The organism is Streptomyces sp. NPDC007872 (assembly GCF_042868165.1).
In the GTDB taxonomy this organism is placed as follows: Bacteria; Actinomycetota; Actinomycetes; order Streptomycetales; family Streptomycetaceae; genus Streptomyces.
In genome coordinates this window covers 689,638-706,288 of record NZ_JBIAEA010000002.1, presented here as the reverse complement: position 1 = coordinate 706,288, position 16,651 = coordinate 689,638, and the positions used below count along the sequence as shown (strand labels likewise).

Annotated in this window: 16 protein-coding genes; 9 read left to right on the top strand and 7 right to left on the bottom strand. The window is 74.1% G+C overall.

Going from position 1 to position 16,651, the window contains the following annotated elements; translation table 11 throughout:
* Positions 1–6: 6 nt before the first annotated feature.
* Positions 7–3,300, bottom strand: coding sequence for a BTAD domain-containing putative transcriptional regulator (locus tag ACFYNX_RS08385; protein ID WP_388658994.1), 3,294 nt, complete (start codon positions 3,298–3,300; stop codon positions 7–9).
* 95 nt (positions 3,301–3,395) lie between these two features.
* On the opposite strand from ACFYNX_RS08385, the gene ACFYNX_RS08380 reads away from it, so the two are divergent.
* Positions 3,396–4,190 (top strand): site-2 protease family protein, encoded by a 795-nt coding sequence (locus tag ACFYNX_RS08380; RefSeq protein ID WP_365537629.1) that lies wholly within the window; start codon positions 3,396–3,398, stop codon positions 4,188–4,190.
* Between the two features lie 17 nt (positions 4,191–4,207).
* On the opposite strand, the gene ACFYNX_RS08375 is transcribed toward ACFYNX_RS08380, so the two are convergent.
* Together ACFYNX_RS08375 and npdG are read right to left on the bottom strand one after the other, a co-directional pair.
* The gene (locus ACFYNX_RS08375) at positions 4,208–4,447 is read right to left on the bottom strand and encodes a hypothetical protein (protein ID WP_365537630.1); all 240 of its coding nucleotides are present in this window, start codon (positions 4,445–4,447) and stop codon (positions 4,208–4,210) included.
* Positions 4,448–4,494: 47 nt separating this feature from the next.
* On the bottom strand, positions 4,495–5,217 hold the full coding sequence (gene npdG, locus ACFYNX_RS08370; RefSeq protein WP_365537632.1) for an NADPH-dependent F420 reductase: 723 nt from the start codon (positions 5,215–5,217) through the stop codon (positions 4,495–4,497).
* Between the two features lie 105 nt (positions 5,218–5,322).
* Between npdG and ACFYNX_RS08365 the strand changes: the two genes are divergently transcribed.
* Together ACFYNX_RS08365 and ACFYNX_RS08360 are read left to right on the top strand one after the other, a co-directional pair.
* Positions 5,323–5,925 carry a hypothetical protein gene (locus ACFYNX_RS08365; protein ID WP_365537634.1) on the top strand — a complete coding sequence of 201 codons (603 nt, stop codon included), beginning with the start codon at positions 5,323–5,325 and terminating at the stop codon, positions 5,923–5,925.
* Positions 5,926–6,179: 254 nt separating this feature from the next.
* Positions 6,180–7,493: an MFS transporter gene (locus ACFYNX_RS08360; RefSeq protein ID WP_388658989.1), complete on the top strand. Its 1,314-nt coding sequence runs from the start codon at positions 6,180–6,182 to the stop codon at positions 7,491–7,493.
* Positions 7,494–7,574: 81 nt separating this feature from the next.
* On the opposite strand, the gene ACFYNX_RS08355 is transcribed toward ACFYNX_RS08360, so the two are convergent.
* Complete coding sequence (locus ACFYNX_RS08355; RefSeq protein ID WP_365537637.1) at positions 7,575–7,808, bottom strand: hypothetical protein; 234 nt, start codon at positions 7,806–7,808, stop codon at positions 7,575–7,577.
* Positions 7,809–7,867: 59 nt separating this feature from the next.
* Here ACFYNX_RS08355 and map point away from each other — a divergent pair, with 59 nt between their 5' ends.
* Together map and ACFYNX_RS08345 are read left to right on the top strand one after the other, a co-directional pair.
* Positions 7,868–8,725: a type I methionyl aminopeptidase gene (map, locus tag ACFYNX_RS08350; protein ID WP_125668027.1), complete on the top strand. Its 858-nt coding sequence runs from the start codon at positions 7,868–7,870 to the stop codon at positions 8,723–8,725.
* A 126-nt stretch (positions 8,726–8,851) separates the two neighbouring features.
* The gene (locus ACFYNX_RS08345) at positions 8,852–9,502 is read left to right on the top strand and encodes a heme oxygenase (biliverdin-producing) (protein WP_388658986.1); all 651 of its coding nucleotides are present in this window, start codon (positions 8,852–8,854) and stop codon (positions 9,500–9,502) included.
* Between the two features lie 24 nt (positions 9,503–9,526).
* On the opposite strand, the gene ACFYNX_RS08340 is transcribed toward ACFYNX_RS08345, so the two are convergent.
* The gene (locus tag ACFYNX_RS08340) at positions 9,527–10,195 is read right to left on the bottom strand and encodes a PhzF family phenazine biosynthesis protein (RefSeq protein ID WP_365537646.1); all 669 of its coding nucleotides are present in this window, start codon (positions 10,193–10,195) and stop codon (positions 9,527–9,529) included.
* Positions 10,196–10,531: 336 nt separating this feature from the next.
* Between ACFYNX_RS08340 and efeO the strand changes: the two genes are divergently transcribed.
* The 4 genes from efeO to ACFYNX_RS08320 are packed head-to-tail and all read left to right on the top strand — an operon-like array spanning position 10,532 to position 14,882.
* A complete protein-coding gene (efeO, locus tag ACFYNX_RS08335) occupies positions 10,532–11,689 on the top strand; it encodes an iron uptake system protein EfeO (RefSeq protein WP_388658983.1) in 1,158 nt (385 codons plus the stop codon).
* Positions 11,690–11,704: 15 nt separating this feature from the next.
* Positions 11,705–12,973, top strand: a complete 1,269-nt coding sequence (efeB, locus tag ACFYNX_RS08330; protein WP_365537652.1) for an iron uptake transporter deferrochelatase/peroxidase subunit — start codon at positions 11,705–11,707, stop codon at positions 12,971–12,973.
* Between the two features lie 18 nt (positions 12,974–12,991).
* Positions 12,992–13,888: an iron uptake transporter permease EfeU gene (gene efeU / locus ACFYNX_RS08325; protein WP_388658981.1), complete on the top strand. Its 897-nt coding sequence runs from the start codon at positions 12,992–12,994 to the stop codon at positions 13,886–13,888.
* A complete protein-coding gene (locus ACFYNX_RS08320) occupies positions 13,845–14,882 on the top strand; it encodes a hypothetical protein (RefSeq protein WP_365537658.1) in 1,038 nt (345 codons plus the stop codon). The genes efeU and ACFYNX_RS08320 overlap by 44 nt, the downstream gene beginning before the upstream one ends.
* A gap of 28 nt (positions 14,883–14,910) precedes the next feature.
* Here the strand turns inward: ACFYNX_RS08320 and ACFYNX_RS08315 are convergent, their stop codons facing one another.
* Both ACFYNX_RS08315 and ACFYNX_RS08310 read right to left on the bottom strand, forming a co-directional pair.
* Complete coding sequence (locus ACFYNX_RS08315) at positions 14,911–15,690, bottom strand: bifunctional DNA primase/polymerase (RefSeq protein WP_365537661.1); 780 nt, start codon at positions 15,688–15,690, stop codon at positions 14,911–14,913.
* Positions 15,691–15,794: 104 nt separating this feature from the next.
* Positions 15,795–16,526 carry a TetR/AcrR family transcriptional regulator gene (locus tag ACFYNX_RS08310; RefSeq protein WP_388658978.1) on the bottom strand — a complete coding sequence of 244 codons (732 nt, stop codon included), beginning with the start codon at positions 16,524–16,526 and terminating at the stop codon, positions 15,795–15,797.
* Positions 16,527–16,651 lie beyond the last annotated feature (125 nt).

The following is a 16,651-nucleotide window of genomic DNA, read 5'->3' as shown; positions in this document are numbered from 1 at the left end:
GGGGGGTCAGGACTCGGCGCGCTCTCTGATCGCGTCGGCGGCGCGACCGAGCAGGGCGGCGGCCTCTTCGAAGGAGAGGCCGCCGCCCTCGGCGCGTGCCGCCTCGAACTCCGCGTCGCCGAGCACGGAACGGCCGAGTTCGGTGGCCCGCTCCCACTGCTCCCGCTCGGTCGGCGGCGGCAGGTGCCCCGGCGGGAGCAGGCCGTCCCTGGCCCCGAGCAGCACCGCGCCGGTCCGCGCCTCCGGTCCGCCGAGTCCGGCCAGGGCCCAGGCGGCGACGATCAGGTGCATCGCCGGCATCTGCGGGCCGATCATCATGGACAGCGGGCCCAGGGAGCTCTCGTACGCCTCCTCCGCGAGGGCGAGCCCGGAGGCGTACCGTCCGTCCAGGACGTCCAGCCAGCCGAGGACGCCGAGGGTGAAGCCCTTGAAGAGGGCGAGGGTGTCCGAGTCGAACTCCCCGAGGAGCGCGTCGAGGTGCTCGCGGGCCTCGTCGGTGCGTCCCGCGCGGCCGAGTGCCACCCCGAGGAACATGCGGGCGCCGACGCGGGGTTCGTGGCCCAGGCCGTGGTCGTCGGCCAGGATCTCGCGCAGGATCGCCTCGCCCTCGGCGGGCCGCCCGGCCTCGACGAGCGTGCCGGCGTACCGGGCCCGCAGGAGCAGCACCTGCGCCTGGGCGCCGATCCGTTCGGCGTGGCCGATGGCGGCGGTGAAGTCCTCGGCGGCCTCCTCGAACAGCAGCAGCCGCTCCCTGGCCTCCGCGCGGGAGGAGAGCGCCTCGGCCGCGCCCCAGGCGTCGCCGAACCGGACGAAGACCTCCAGGCTCTCGTCGGCGTCGGCGATCGCCTGGGCCGCCCGGTCGCCCCGGTTGGCGAGCAGGTTGGCGCGCAGTTGGAGGACGTTGGCGAGGTCCCAGTCGTAGCCGTACCGGCGGCAGGCGTCGACGGTGACGTCGAGCACGTCGACGAGCCGGTCGGCCTCCCCGATGAGGAGGAGCGCGAAGAAGGCGAAGGCGCCGGGCAGCCGGCAGGACTGGGGCAGGCCGGGGTCGTGGGCGGCGGTCATCTCGCGCAGCCGCCGCACGCCCTCGGGGGTGGTCCAGCGGCCCGTGTCGTGGCTCATGTTGATCAGTTCGACCAGCCGGACCCCGCGCCGGGCCTCCCAGCGCTGTTCCTCGGAGAGCGGCGGCGGGGCGGCCGTGCACGGCTCGTGCAGGGGGACGACGGGGGCGGCGGGCGGCGCGAACGGGTCGGGGCCGAGGGCCGCGGCGGCCCGGGCCCAGTGCAGGGCGTCGGTGCGCAGGTCGCGCATCTGCCAGTACCAGAGCAGGGAGTGGACGAGGACGAGTGCCTCGTCCTCGTCGCGGGCGTCGACCGCCCGGCGCAGGGCGGTGCGGAGGTTGCCGTAATCGGTCTCGAAGCGGGCGATGGCGGCCACCTGCCCCGGCCCCCGCAGCTCCGGATCCGTACGCCGGGCCAGCTCCCGGTAGTACGTCAGGTGCCGCCGCTCCACCCCCGCCCGCTCCCCCGCCTCCACCAGCCGCTCCCCCGCGTACTCCGCCACCGTCTCCAGCAGCCGGTAACGCATCCCCGCCCCACCCGGCGACGCCACCACCAACGACTTGTCCACCAACGCACCCAGCACATCCAGCACGTCCCCGGCCTCCACACCCCCGCACACCACCTCCGCCGCCCCCAGATCACACCCACCCGTGAACACCGCAAGCCGCCGCAACACCACCCGCTCCGCACCCTCCAGCAGATCCCACGACCAGTCCACCACCGCCCGCAACGTCTGCTGCCGCGGCAACACCGTCCGCGCCCCCGCCGTCAACAACCGGAAACGGTCGTCAAGACGCTCCGCGATCTGCCGCACCGACAACACCCGCAACCGCGCCGCCGCCAACTCGATCGCCAACGGCAACCCGTCCAGACGACGACACACCTCCTCCGCCGCCTCCCGGTCCTCCCCCACCACGAACCCCGGCCGCGCCGCCGCCCCCCGCTCCCCCAACAACCGCAACGCCATCCCCACCGGCAACGGACCCAACGGCCGCACCACCTCCCCCGGCACCCCCAACGGCTCCCGACTCGTCGCCAGGATCCGCAGCCCCGGACAGCGGGCCAGGAGGACCTCGGCCAGCTCGGCGGCGGCACCGACCACGTGCTCGCAGTTGTCCAGGAGCAGCAGCATCCGGCGTCCGGCGCAGTGCTCGACGAGCCGGGCGAGGGGGTCGTTCCCGGCCCGCAGCTCCTCGGCCCCCGCGCCGCGCAGGACGGTCTCGCGGGCGCCGACGGCCGCGAGGACGGCCTCGGGCACGGCCTCCGGGGAGGTGACGGGGGCGAGTTCGGCGACCCAGGCGCCGTCCGGCCAGGCCTCGGCGCCGCGCTCGGCGGCCTCCTGCGAGAGGCGGGTCTTCCCGGCGCCGCCGGGCCCGAGCAGGGTGACGAGCCGGGCCGCCCGCAGGTCCTCCCGGAGCGCGGCGATCTCCTCGTCGCGGCCGACGAAGCTGGTGAGCCGGGCGCGCAGGTTCCCCCGGACGGGGGCGGGAGCGGGCGTGGGCCTCGCCGGCGCCGTCTCCCCGGCGAGCAGTGCGGCGTGGAGGGCGCGCAGGGCCGGGGACGGGTCCGCGCCGAGGCGGTCGGCCAGGGCGCGGCGGACCTCTTCGTACGCGGCGAGCGCCTCGGCCGCCCGGCCCGTGTCGCGCAGGGCGCGGATCCGCAGGGCCTGGAGGGGCTCGTCCAGCGGGTGGGCCGCGCAGAGGGCGGTCAGCTCGGGGAGGGCGGCGGGCGCGTCGCCGAGGGCCAGGGCGGCGTCGAGCCGGGCGCGGCGGGCGTCGAGGCGGCGGGCCTCCCAGCGGGCGGCCTCGGCGGCCCGGTCCGGCAGGTCGGCGAGGGCGGGGCCGCGCCAGAGCCCGAGGGCCTCGTCGAGCAGGGCGGCGGCCCGCCCGGCGTCCCCGGCGGCCAGGGCGGCGGCCCCGTCGGCCGCGAGCCGTTCGAAGCGGCGGGCGTCCACGTCCTCGGGGCGGGCGTCGAGCCGGTAGCCGCCCTCGGTGGAGGCCACCCGGTCCCGGCCCAGGGCCCTGCGCAGCCGCCCGACCAGGGCCTGGAGCGCGGCGACCGCGTCGGCGGGCGGCTCGTCGCCGTACCAGACCTCGTCCACCAGCTCCCGTACGGGCACGGGCCGGCCGGCCCGCAGGGCGAGGACGGTGAGCAGCGCCCGGACCCGGGGGCCGCCGACGGCCACGTCGGTGCCGTCGGACGCGTGGACGAGGGTGGGACCGAGGACGGAATAGCGCACGGCCCCATTCTCCGTGAGTCCCGGCCCGGAACCGGACCCGGTCCCGGTACGTTCCCCGCACACCAGCCTTCCCCGTCCCCCTGGGAGCCTCCGTGATGACCACGGCCACCGCCCGGAGCCGCGAGCGGCGGGTCAGTCCCGTCTTCCTGGCGATCCTCGCCGTCATGGCCGTCACCGGGTGGGCGGTGTGGACGGACTTCGCCGCCCTGCCCGGTCTCGCGGTCTTCCTCTTCGTGACCTCGGCGTGGGTGGTGTCGCTCTGCCTGCACGAGTACGCGCACGCCCGGACGGCCCTGCACGGCGGGGACGTCACGGTGGGCGCGAAGGGCTATCTGACGCTGAACCCGCTGAAGTACACGCACGCGGCGCTGAGCATCGTGCTCCCGGTGCTCTTCGTGATCATGGGCGGGATCGGTCTGCCGGGCGGCGCGGTCTTCATCGAGCGGGGGCGGATCGAGGGCCGCTGGAAGCACAGCCTGGTCTCGGCGGCGGGCCCGCTGACGAACGTCCTCTTCGCGCTCGTGTGCACGGCCCCGTTCTGGCTGGACGCGCTGGACGGCGTGCCGCCGGCCTTCCGGTACGCGCTCGCGTTCCTGGCGTTCCTCCAGGTGACGGCGGCGCTCCTGAACATGCTGCCGGTGCCGGGGCTCGACGGGTACGGGGTGGTGGAGCCCTGGCTGTCGTACGGGGTGAAGCGGCGGATCGAGCCGTACGCGCCGTACGGCTTCTTCGTCGTGATCGCGCTGCTGTTCGTCCCGGCGGTCAACGGCGCCTTCTTCGACGCGATCGACGCGCTCATGCGGGCCCTGGGCGTGCCGGAGCAGAGCCGGTACTGCGGCTCGCGGCTCTTCCGGTTCTGGGAGGGGACCCCGGAGTTCTGCGGGGTCTGAGCCCCGCCCCGGGCGGCTCAGACCTGGGCGGCGGCCTTCTCGGCCTTGGCGCGGCGGAGGTAGTACCAGGCCATGTTGGAGGAGAGGCCGGCCAGGAGGACCCAGACGATGCCGAGGAAGCTGCCCTGGACGAAGGAGACGACGGCCGCGGCGGCGGCCAGGGCGCAGGCCACGAGGGCGTAGAGGGCGAGGCGGGGCATGGGGGTCGGCTCCTGTCCGGTGCGGATGGGTCTCGGTGCCCGTCCAGTGTCCCCCATGCCCGGAAGCGCCCGTTCTCCGGCTCGCCTCCCCGGCCCGGGCGTCCTCAGATGTCGGTGACCCGGAGGCCCGCGTGGGCCTTGTAGCGGCGGTTGACCGAGATCAGGTTGGCGACGAGCGACTCGACCTGGTGGGCGTTGCGCAGCCGGCCGGCGAAGACGCCGCGCATGCCGGCGATGCGGCCGGCGAGGGCCTGGACGACCTCCACGTCGGCGCGCTCCTCGCCGAGGACCATCACGTCGGTGTCGATCTCGTCCAGGGAGGCGTCCTGGAGGAGGACGGCGGAGAGGTGGTGGAAGGCGGCGGTGACCCGGGAGTCCGGGAGGAGCGCGGCGGCCTGCTCGGCGGCGGAGCCCTCCTCGGGCTTGAGGGCGTAGGCGCCCTTCTTGTCGAAGCCCAGCGGGTTGACGCAGTCCACGACGAGCTTGCCGGCCAGCTCCTCGCGCAGCGACTCCAGCGTCCCGGCGTGGCCGTCCCACGGCACGGCGACGATCACGACGTCGCTGCGGCGGGCGGTCTCGGCGTTGTCGGCGCCCTCGACGCCGTGGCCGAGCTCCGCGGCCGCGTCCCGGGCGCGGTCGGCGGCGCGGGAGCCGATGATCACCTTCTGTCCGGCCCGGGCGAACCGGTAGGCGAGGCCCCGGCCCTGCTCGCCGGTGCCGCCGAGGACGCCGACGACGAGCCCGGAGACGTCCGGGAGGTCCCACGGGTCCTTGGGTGCCTTGGCCGCGGGGGCGGCGGGGTCCTGGGGTGCGCTGGAGGAAGTCATGACCCCGACATTACCGACCGGTCGGACCGCCGGGGGCCTCCCCGTACGGGTGATCCACTCGCGTTCGGCCGCGCGCGGGCCCGGCGTCGTCCATGATGCGTCCGCATGGATGCCGTACGGGTCGCGTTGCTGCGGGAAGTGCTCGCCGGGACGGAGTGGCCGGGGGCGGCCCGCCGGTTCGCGAGGGCGCTGCGGGGCTCGGTGGTCCCGCACGGGGGCGGGCTGCTCCTGGTGGGCACGGAGGAGTACGAGCCCTGGCACCTGGCGGCGCACCTGGTCGACGAGTCCACCTGGTCCGGGCTGCCGGAGCTGGCGCCGACGCTGGTGCGCCACCGGGTGCGGCCGGGCGATCCGGCGCACCTGGCGGTGGGCCTGGGCAGGCTCGAGGCGGCGGGGCGGGGGGCGACCCTGTTGGTGGTGGCGCCGGAGCGGCCGGAGGCGGGGCTGCTCCAGCGGGTGCACGACGCCCGGCGGGCGGGGGCGACGGTCCTCGCGCTCGGCGGGGGCGACCCGGAGGTGCGGGGGCTCGCGCACGAGGCGCTCGCGGTGGCGGAGGGGGCGGGGGTGGACCTGGACACGGTCCAGCACCTGGTGAGCGCGGCGGCCGGGGAGAACAGCCTGCCGTCGCCGCGCGGGAACCGGCGCTTCCGGGACCGGCTCTCGACCCTCGCGGACCGCCTGACGGCCCCGCCGCCGAAGCGCTGGTAGGACCTGCGCCCGGTCCGTCGACGAAGCGCCGGCAGGACCCGCGCCCGGCCCGTCACCGGAGTACCGGCAGGGCCCGCACCCAGGCCGTCACCGGAGCACCCGCAGGGCCCGAGCCCAGGCCGTCACCGAAGCGCCCGCAGGGTCCGCACCCGGCCTCTCACCGAAGCGCCGGCAAGGGTTCCGTCCAGGTCTCCGGTGGTGCTCACCGATAATCAGGTTGCCTTCCGCACCTTTCGGACGGAACATGACCCCTCGTGTCCCCCGCGCTCTCCAGGCTCTCCGCCCTCCTGCCCGATCTGGCGCCCTGGCGCGCCTCCCGCGACTTCCGGCTCCTGTGGGTGCAGGGGCTCGTGACGTTCTTCAGCAGCGCGATGGCGATGATCGCCCTGCCGCTCCAGATCAAGGAGCTGACGAACTCGCCGCTCGCGGTCGGGGCGATGGGCGCGGTCGAGCTGGTGCCGCTGGTGGTGTTCGGCCTGTACGGCGGGGCGCTCGCCGACGCGGTCGACCGGCGGCGGGTGATCCTGTGGACCGAGGCGGGCCTCGGCACGCTCGCCGCGGTCCTGCTGGTCAACGCGCTGCTGCCGGAGCCGATGCTCTGGCCGCTGTACGTGGTCGCGGCCGGCGTCTCCGCGCTCGCGGGGCTCCAGCGGCCCGCGCTCGACTCGCTCTTCGCCCGGATCGTGCCGCACGAGCACCAGACGGCGGCGGCCGCGCTGAACTCGCTGCGCTGGCAGATGGGCGCCATCGCGGGCCCCTCGATCGCGGGCCTGGTCGTGGCGCTCGCGGGGCACGCGCCCGCGTACGCGGTGACGGTCTGCGGCTTCGCGGTCTCGGTCCTGATGTGCCGGCGCCTCTCCCCCGCGCCGCCCGCGCACGACGCGGAGAAGCCCTCGCTGCGGGGCATCGCGGAGGGGGCCCGGTACGCCTGGTCGCGGCCGGTGCTACTGGGCACGTACGCGATCGACCTGGTGGCGATGTTCTTCGCCTTCCCGAACACGATCTTCCCGTTCCTCGCGGACGAGCTGGACGCGGACTGGTCGCTCGGCCTGATGTACGCGGCGGGCTCGGTCGGCTCGCTGGTGCTCGGCCTGACCAGCGGCTGGACCTCGAAGGTGCGGCGGCACGGACTGCTCGTGGCCGGGGGCGCGACGGCCTGGGGCCTGGCGATCGCGGCGGCCGGCTGGTTCGGGAACGTCTGGCTGGTGCTGCTCTGCCTGGCCTTCGCGGGCGCCGGCGACATGCTGAGCGGCCTGGGCCGCTCCACCATCTGGAACCAGACGATCCCGGAGGAGCTGCGCGGCCGGCTCGCCGGCATCGAGGTGCTCTCCTACAGCGTCGGCCCGCAGCTCGGCCAGGTGCGGGCGGGCGTGGCGGCGGGCTGGACCGGCACCCGGACGGCGATCTGGACGGGCGGCGTGGCCTGTGTGGCCTCGGTGGGCCTGCTCTGCCTGACGCTGCCCAAGCTCCTGCGGTACGACTCCTCGACCGACCCGGACTCGCTGCGGCGCAGGGCGCAGCAGGAGGCGGCCGAGAAGGCCCGCGAGGAGACCGCCGGGACCGCCTGAGCGGCCCGGGGCCCCGGAGCCGGCCCCGGGAGCACCGGAGCGGCCCCGGGGCTCCCGTACCGCCTGCGCGGGCCACTCGGACTACTCGGCGTCTCCGTCCTTCTTCCCCCCGGCGTCGTGCCAGCGCGGGTCCGTCTCCCACTCCAGGTTCCGCTCGCGGGCGGTCTCCATGGCGTGGGAGGCCTCCTCACGGGTGGTGTACGGGCCGAAACGGTTCTTCGAGGGGCATTCGGGGCCCTCCTCGACCTTCTTGTGCTCCAGGCAGTAGTACCACTCGCCCGGTTTGCCCGCCGTGCGCTTCTTGAACAGGGCCATCGTCGGCTCCTTCCTCCGAAGATCATGGTGCCCCAGACCCGGTCGTTACACTCGCTGGCATGTCTGGCCAGTCGCTTCTCGTACCGGGGGAGCTCTCCCCCCACCGCTCCGTTCCGGGTTCCATCCGCCGCCCCGAGTACGTCGGGAAGCCCGCACCGACCCCGTACACCGGGCCCGAGGTGCAGGATTCCGACACCGTCGAACGGATGCGGATCGCCGGCCGCATCGCCGCGCAGGCGATGGAGGAGGCCGCCAAGCACATCGCTCCCGGCGTCACCACCGACGAGCTCGACCGGGTCGCGCACGAGTTCATGTGCGACCACGGCGCCTACCCGTCCACCCTCGGCTACCGGGGCTTCCCCAAGTCGCTGTGCGCCTCGGTCAACGAGGTCATCTGCCACGGCATCCCGGACTCCACGGTGCTGCGGGACGGCGACATCGTGAACCTGGACGTCACCGCCTACATCAACGGCGTCCACGGCGACAACAACGCCACCTACCTGTGCGGGGACGTCGACGAGGAGTCGCGGCTGCTCGTGGAGCGGACCCGGGAGGCCCTGAACCGCGCGATCAAGGCGGTGAAGCCGGGCCGCCGGATCAACATCGTCGGGCGGGTCATCGAGTCGTACGCCAAGCGGTTCGGCTACGGGGTCGTGCGCGACTTCACCGGGCACGGCATCAACTCGTCCTTCCACTCCGGCCTGATCGTGCCGCACTACGACTCCCCGCACCACACCACCGAGATCAAGACCGGCATGACCTTCACCATCGAACCGATGCTGACGCTCGGCACCCACGACTACGACATGTGGGACGACGGCTGGACCGTGGTGACCAAGGACCGCAAGCGGACGGCCCAGTTCGAGCACACCCTCGTCGTGACCGAGACCGGGGCGGAGATCCTCACGCTGCCCTGACGTTGCCGCGCCCCGGGAAGCGGGTAGCTTTTTTACCGACAGGACGTCGGGAACCAGTTGACTTAGGTAAGCCTAACTCGGCAGGATCGTCACTGGTTCCCGTCCCATCGGTCCCGGAGGCACGCCTTGGACACGCCCTTCTCGACGCTCATCCGCACGGCCTCGCACGAGCAGCACACCGAAGCGGAGACGTCGTCCTTCATGGGCGACCTCCTCGGCGGGCGCCTGGGGGTCGAGGCCTACGCGCGCTACACCGAGCAGCTCTGGTTCGTCTACCGGGCCCTGGAGGAGGGCGCGGAGGCGCTGCGCGAGGACCCGGTCGCCGGGCCGTTCATACAGCCCGAGCTGTTCCGCACGGCCGCCCTGGAGCAGGACCTCACCCATCTGCGGGGCCCCGGCTGGCAGGCCGCCGCCTCACCGCTGCCGGCCACCACGGCGTACGCCGAGCGGGTCGCCGAGTGCGCCCGCGACTGGCCCGCCGGCTACGTGGCGCACCACTACACGCGCTACCTGGGCGACCTGTCGGGCGGTCAGATCATCCGCGACAAGGCGGAGCGCACCTGGGGCTTCGCGCGCAAGGGCGACGGCGTCCGCTTCTACGTCTTCGAGGAGATCTCCAACCCGGCCGCGTTCAAGCGGGCGTACCGGGAGCTGCTCGACGGAGTGAACGCCGACGACCTGGAGAAGCAGCGGATCGTCGACGAGTGCAAGCGCGCCTTCGCCTTCAACAGCGCGGTCTTCCACCAGCTCGGGAGCGAGTTCCCGCTGAGCGCGTGAGGCCTCCGGACCGTACGGGAGGGGTCAGCGCGTGAGCGTGCCCTCCAGGCGGACGCGTCCGCCGAGTTCCACGATGCCGTCGGGGCCGGGGGCGGTGAGCAACTGCGACCCCCGGCCCTGCGTGATGTTCAGGGCCCGTCCCAGCTCCGCCGTGAGGAGCAGCGCCGCCGCGCCGGTCGCCTCGTCCTCGTCGATGCCGTCGCCGCGCCCCGGGAAGGCCCGTGCCCTGACCCGGCCCGCGGCCTCCTCCTCCCAGGCCCAGGCGTAGACCCACTCGCCGGGCTCCGGGACCTCCAGGGCCTCCACCTCGGCGGCGGAGGCGTACCGGCGCAGGGTGCGGGGCGGGGCCCATTCGGCGCGCGCCTCGATCCAGGTGAACTCCCCGTCGCCGCGCACCCACACCTCGCCCGCGGGCGGGTGGACGACCTCCAGGTCGAGCAGCCAGGCCGCGCCGACGAGCGGGTGCCCGGCGAAGGGCAGGCGCAGACCGGGCGTGTAGATGTCGACGAGCCCGCGCTCCGGGTCGTCCACGAACACCGTCTCGCTGAAGCCGAGCTCCTTGGCGAGCGCCTGCCGCGAGGACTCGTCGGGGTGGGTACGGGCGTCCCGTACGACCCCGAGGGGGTTGCCGTACCGGCCGTCGCCCGCACAGAAGACCCGCAGGACGTCGATGTCAGTGGCGGTCGTGTTCATGGCGGAATTCAACCACTCGTCCGCAAGGGGGCGGGGCCTCGCCCGGATCACGGCGGGGCTCCCGGGCCGGATCCGCCGACAGCCGGTGGAGGTGTCCCCGCACTCCTGGGGCGGGGCCCGCCCCGCTCCGATCGCACGCCACTCGGATCAGGGCAAACCACCCTCCTTGACCCTTCTTTGACCAGTCCGAGAACACCCCTTGAGAGGTCCGTGATCCGCCCGTGTCCGGTGTGCCGGAGATGAGAGGCGGATCACCGGACGGACGGTTCTGAGTCAGGTAAGCCTGGGCTAAGTTGGCTCCGCCTCGATTCCGTCCCCGTCGTTCCTGGAGTCCCCATGCGAGCCGTCCGCCTCTCCGTCGTCACCGCCGCCGCGACCGCGGCGGCCCTGACCGCCGTCACGGGCTGCGCCGAGAAGGGCGGCGACGACGCCAAGGACGGCGCGATCACGGTCGTCGCCAAGGACGACTCCTGCGAGGTGTCGAAGAAGGAGTTCCCGGCCGGGCACATCAAGCTCGCCGTCGAGAACCGCGGCTCCAAGGTGACCGAGGTCTACGTCCTCTACCCGGACGACCGGATCGTCACCGAGCGCGAGAACATCGGCCCCGGCACCAAGGCCACGCTCACCGCCGAGATCAAGGCCGGCGACTACGCGATCGCCTGCAAGCCCGGCATGACGGGCGCCGGCATCCGCCAGGCCGTCAAGGTCACCGGCGACGGCGCCACCGGCACCAAGCGCTCCCCCGAGATGGACGCCGCCGTCGCCGCCTACCGCCAGTACGTCCAGGCGCAGGCCGACCAGACCCTCCCCAAGGTGAAGGTCTTCACCGACGCCGTCCGCGCCGGGGACCTGGAGGGCGCCAAGAAGGCGTACGCCGCCTCCCGCATCGGCTGGGAGCGCACCGAGCCGGTCGCGGAGTCCTTCGGCGACATCGACCCCAAGGTGGACGTCCGCGAGGACGGCCTGGAGGAGGGCCAGGACCCGGCGAAGGACTGGACCGGCTGGCACCGCCTGGAGAAGGCGCTCTGGCAGGACAAGAAGATCACCCCCCGGGAGAAGCAGCTCGCGGACGCCCTGGACGCGGACCTCGCGGACTGGGTGAAGCGGGTCGGCAAGGCCGAGATCACCCCGACCTCCATGGCCAACGGCGCCAAGGAGCTCCTGGACGAGGTCGCCACCGGCAAGGTCACCGGCGAGGAGGAGCGCTACTCCCACACCGACCTCGTCGACTTCAAGGCCAACGTCGAGGGCGCGCAGAAGTCCTTCGACCTGCTGAAGCCGGTCGCCTCGAAGAACGACCCGAAGCTGGTCGCCGACCTCGACAGGCGGTTCGCCGCCCTGAACGCGCTGCTCGACGAGTACCGGCAGGACAAGACCGGTTACGACTTCACCCCGTACGACAAGGTCGGCAAGGAGCAGCGCAAGGAGCTGTCGGACGGCGTCAACGCGCTGGCCGAGCCGCTCTCCAAGCTGGCCGCCGCCGTCGTCAAGTAAGCGGGATCCCGAGAGATGAGCGAGCCCGCCGACAAGACCGCCGCGCCCGGAAGCCCCGCGCCCTCGCGGCGCGCCGTCATCGGCTGGGGCGGTGCCGGGCTCGCGCTCGGTGCCGCCGCGGCCGGCGGCGCCGTCGCCCTGACACGGGACGGCGGCGCGGTGCCGGCCGCCGACGCGGGCGGGGCCGTGCCCTTCCACGGCCCGCACCAGGCCGGCATCGCCACCGCCGTGCAGGACCGGCTGCACTTCGCCGCCTTCGACGTGACCACGAAGGACCGCGCCGAACTGGTCCAGCTCCTCAAGGACTGGACGCGGGCCGCCGAGCGGCTGACGGCCGGCGCCGAGGTCGGCGAGGGGGCGTACGGCGGGCTGCCCGAGGCCCCGCCGGACGACACCGGCGAGGCCCTCGGCCTCAAGCCCTCCCGGCTCACCCTCACGATCGGCTTCGGGCCCTCGCTCTTCGACGGGCGCTTCGGCCTGGAGGACCGGCGGCCCGGGGCCCTGATCGACCTGCCCCGCTTCCCCGGCGACAACCTGGACCCGGCCCGCAGCGGCGGCGACCTGTGCGTCCAGGCCTGCGCGGACGACCCGCAGGTCGCCGTGCACGCGATCCGCAACCTGGCCAGGATCGGCTTCGGCAAGGTCGCGGTGCGCTGGTCGCAGCTCGGCTTCGGCAAGACGTCCTCGACGACCCCGGACGCGCAGACCCCGCGCAACCTCTTCGGCTTCAAGGACGGCACCCGCAACGTCGCGGGCACCGACACCGCGCGCCTGGACGCGCACGTGTGGGTCTCCGGCAAGGACGCCAAGGGCCCGGCGGCCTGGATGGACGGCGGTTCCTACCTGGTCGCCCGGCGCATCCGCATGAACGTCGAGACCTGGGACCGCACCTCCCTCGCCGAGCAGGAGGACGTCTTCGGCCGCGACAAGCGCGAGGGCGCCCCGGTGGGGAAGGCGAAGGAGCACGACGAGCCGTTCCTGAAGGCGATGAAGCCGGACTCCCACGTCCGTCTCGCCCACCCGGACACCAACGGGGGCGCGACGATCCTGCGCCGGGGGTACTCGTTCACCGACGGCACGGACGGCCTCGGGCGCCTGGAGGCGGGCCTGTTCTTCCTCGCGTACCAGAAGGACGTCCGCACCGGCTTCGTCCCGGTGCAGACCTCGCTGGCCCGCGCCGACGCGCTCAACGAGTACGTCCAGCACGTGGGTTCGGCCGTCTTCGCGGTCCCCCCGGGCGTCCGCGACCGCGACGACTGGTGGGGCCGTGCCCTGTTCATGTGACACCCGGAGGAAAAAGCCGTGTTCGGCAACTATCTGATCGGCCTGCGCGAGGGCCTCGAAGCCAGTCTGGTCGTCTGCATCCTCGTCGCGTACCTGGTGAAGACCGGGCGCCGGGACGCGCTGCGGCCGGTCTGGGCCGGCATCGGCGTGGCCGTCGGCGTCTCCCTCGCCTTCGGGGCCGCCCTGGAGTTCGGCTCCCAGGAGCTGACCTTCGAGGCGCAGGAGCTGCTCGGCGGCTCGCTGTCGATCGTCGCGGTGGTCCTGGTGACCTGGATGGTCTTCTGGATGCGGCGCACGGCCCGGCACCTGAAGGCCGAACTGCACGGGAAGCTGGACGCGGCGCTCGACATGGGCACGGGCGCGCTGGTCGTCACCGCCTTCCTGGCGGTGGGCCGCGAGGGCCTGGAGACGGCGCTCTTCGTGTGGGCGTCGGTGCGGGCGGCCTCGTCGGGCGGTGCCGGGGGCGGCTCGTTCGAGCCGCTCGCCGGAGTCCTCCTCGGCCTGCTCACGGCCGTCCTGCTCGGCTGGCTGTTCTACCGGGGCGCGCTGCGGATCAACCTGGCGAAGTTCTTCACCTGGACCGGCGGGATGCTGGTCGTGGTGGCGGCGGGCGTCCTCGCGTACGGCGTGCACGACCTCCAGGAGGCGCGCTTCCTCGGCGGCCTCGCGGACAAGGCCTTCGACGTCTCGGCGACGATCCCGCCGGACAGTTGGTACGGCACGCTCCTCAAGGGCGTCTTCAACTTCCAGCCGGACCCGACGGTCCTTCAGGTCACGGTGTGGGCGCTGTATCTGGTCCCGACGCTCGCGCTGTTCCTGTCCCCGATAGGGTCGGATCCGTCCGCGCGGGAGAAGGAGCAGAAGGCGACCGATGAGCAGGCTGAGGGTGGGGCGAGCGCCGGAACGACCGCGTGAGCGGCGGCCGGCACGACCGGTGAGGCTGCTGGCGGCGACGGCGGCCGCGACCGCCCTGGCGCTGACGGCGAGCGGCTGCGTGACGGTCCACGGCGAGCTGGCGCTGCTGCCCCCGGCGACGGAGGCCGAGGCGGCGAAGGCCCTGACGGACTTCACGACCGCCTTCAACCGCGCCGACGAGGCCTACGACCCGTCCCTGGACGCGGACCGGGTCACCGGGCCGCTCGGGGAGATCAACCAGGCGGGGCTGCGCGCCCGCGCGGTCGTCAGCCCGGGCGGCAACGCGGAGCACAAGCCGCTGGAGCTGACGGACGCGCGCTTCCTGCTGCCCCGCAAGGCGGGCTGGCCGCGCTGGTTCCTCGCGGACGCCGACTCCAACCGGGACGTCGACCGGGGCCAGAACGACCGGCGCTGGCTCCTGGTCTTCGTGCGCAACGGCCCCCAGGAGCGCTGGGAGGCCGCCTACCTGAGCATCATGGGCGCGGCCGAGGTGCCCGCGTTCGCCGAGGAGGAGGGGTACGCGGTGCCGGTCGCCGCGGACACCGACGCGCTGGCGGTCGCGCCCGGGAAGCTGGGCGCGGAGTACGTGGCGTACCTGAGGGACGGGAAGCCGGGGCCGTTCGCGGCCGGTCCGCACACCAGCGCGTGGCGGGCGCAGCGGGAGAAGGCGGCCAAGCGGCCGGGGCTCGTCACCCAGTACGTGGACCGGGCCACCGACCGGGGGGACTTCGCGCCGCTGGGGCTGCGGACCCGGGACGGGGGCGCGCTCGTCTTCTTCGCGACCCGGTACTTCGAGCGGCAGACGGCGGCGCCGGGCTACCGGCCCAAGGTCTCCCCGGACGTGAAGGCGCTGATGACCGGCGAGGTCGAGAACACGGTCACCCGGGAGTGGGTGACCAGCCAGACGGTGCTGGTGAAGCCGGCGGGCACGGACCGGGACGGGGTGACGGTCACGGGCCGGCTCCAGGGCGTGGTGGGCGCGGTGGGCTCGTAACGTCCTGTCCCTCCTGTTCCCGATCGGCTCAGCGGGTCAGCGGCCAGGCGATCTCGTGGGCCGCGTGCTCGCCGTCGCCGTCCGCCCCGCGCTCGGCCGCGTGGCGGGCGCAGGCGTCCTGGAGGGTCTCCAGGAGGTTCAGCGGATCGGGCAGCGGGTGCTCGGGGCCGCGCACCCAGGCGACGACCGGGTGGGCGTCCTCGTCGCCGGGGAGCCGGGCCGGGGGGACGAGGGTGTAGCTGCCGCGGCAGTGCCAGCGGAGCCCCGGGTGCTCGTCCATGGTCTCCGGGTGGCAGTCGAGCTCACAGGGCCACCACTCGTCCTCGTCCTCGGGCGTGCCCCGGGTGGCGGTGAAGAAGAGCATCCGGCCGCCGTCCGGGGCCGCGGCGGAGGACTCGGCGACCGGGCCGACCTCGACGCCCTCGGCGAGGAGGCGCTCCAGGGCGGCACGGCCGGCGGCCAGCGGCACGTCGAGGACGTCGTGGACCATGCCGGTGGCGGTGACGAAGTTCGCCCGGGGCTCGTTGCGCGCCCAGCGCTCGATCTGGCCGCGGTCGGTGGTCGACTGGGTCTGCCAGGCGAAGGAGACGGGGTGGCGGGCGGGGGTGGGACAGCCGATCCGCTCGCAGGAACAGCTATAGCCGACGGGGTACGCGGCGGGGGCCAGGGGCAGCCCGGCGGCGGCGACGGCCAGGAGCAGTTTCTCGCGGTCGTTCCCGTCGTCGGCCGCGACGCGTTTGGGGCGCCTGCGCAGCCACTGCGGGAGTCTGCTCTCCGTGCCGCGGTAGCGGCCGATGCCGTCGCCCATCTATCCCCTCACAACCTCGTGCTCGCCCGTTCGGCTCTGCCCATGGTCCCACCATCCTGCGCCCCGGGTGACCGGAGTGCGGAACCGGGGTGGTCCCGGGACGCTCAGGCCCTCGGGGCGAGGCCGCGCAGGACGTGGTCGACCAGTGCGTCCGCGTAGGCGTGGGTGAGCGGCAGGGTGCGGTGGATCCACCGGTGGTGGAGGGGCCCGACCAGGAGTTCGACGGCGAGGCGGGGGTCGGTGCCGGGGTCGACGTCACCGGCGTCCAGGGCGGCCTCGATGCGGCGCACGTAGTACTGGAGCTGGGGTTCGAGCAGCGTCTCGGTGAAGCGGGCGCCGAGGTCGGGGTCGACGATCCCCTCGGCGGCGAGGGCGCGGGTGGGGGCCTCGAAGACGGGGTCGTTCAGCTCGTCGACGGTGGCGCGCAGGACGTGCTTGAGGTCGGCGGCGAGGTCGCCGGTGTCGGGGATCTCACTTTCGGCCTCGCCCCCCATGGCCTCGTGGGCACGGGCCGTGAGGTCGAGGAAGGCGTCGAGGAGGACGGCGGCCTTGGAGGGCCACCAGCGGTAGATGGTCTGCTTGCCGACGCCGGCGCGGGCGGCGATGCCCTCGATCGTGGTCTTCGCGTAGCCGTTCTCGGCGACGAGGGCGAGGGCGGCGTCGAAGATGGCGCGGCGGGAGCGCTCGCTGCGGCGGGAGGCGTCGGGGGCGGGCTTGGACGCGGGCCCGGACGGGGAGCCGGGGGTGGGCACGGGCTCGGAGGGGGAGCCGGAGGTGGCCTCGGGAGCGGGCCCGGACGGGGACTCGGGCACGGGCTTGGGCAGGGGCTTGGGCATGGGGTCAATCTAGCAGCGGACGAGACGTTCCGTCTCGCCTTGGCGGATGGTCATCGAACCACCCGAACGGCCCACTGCGCACAGGGCCCCGAGGACGGACCATGGGGTCCACCGAATCCCGGTCC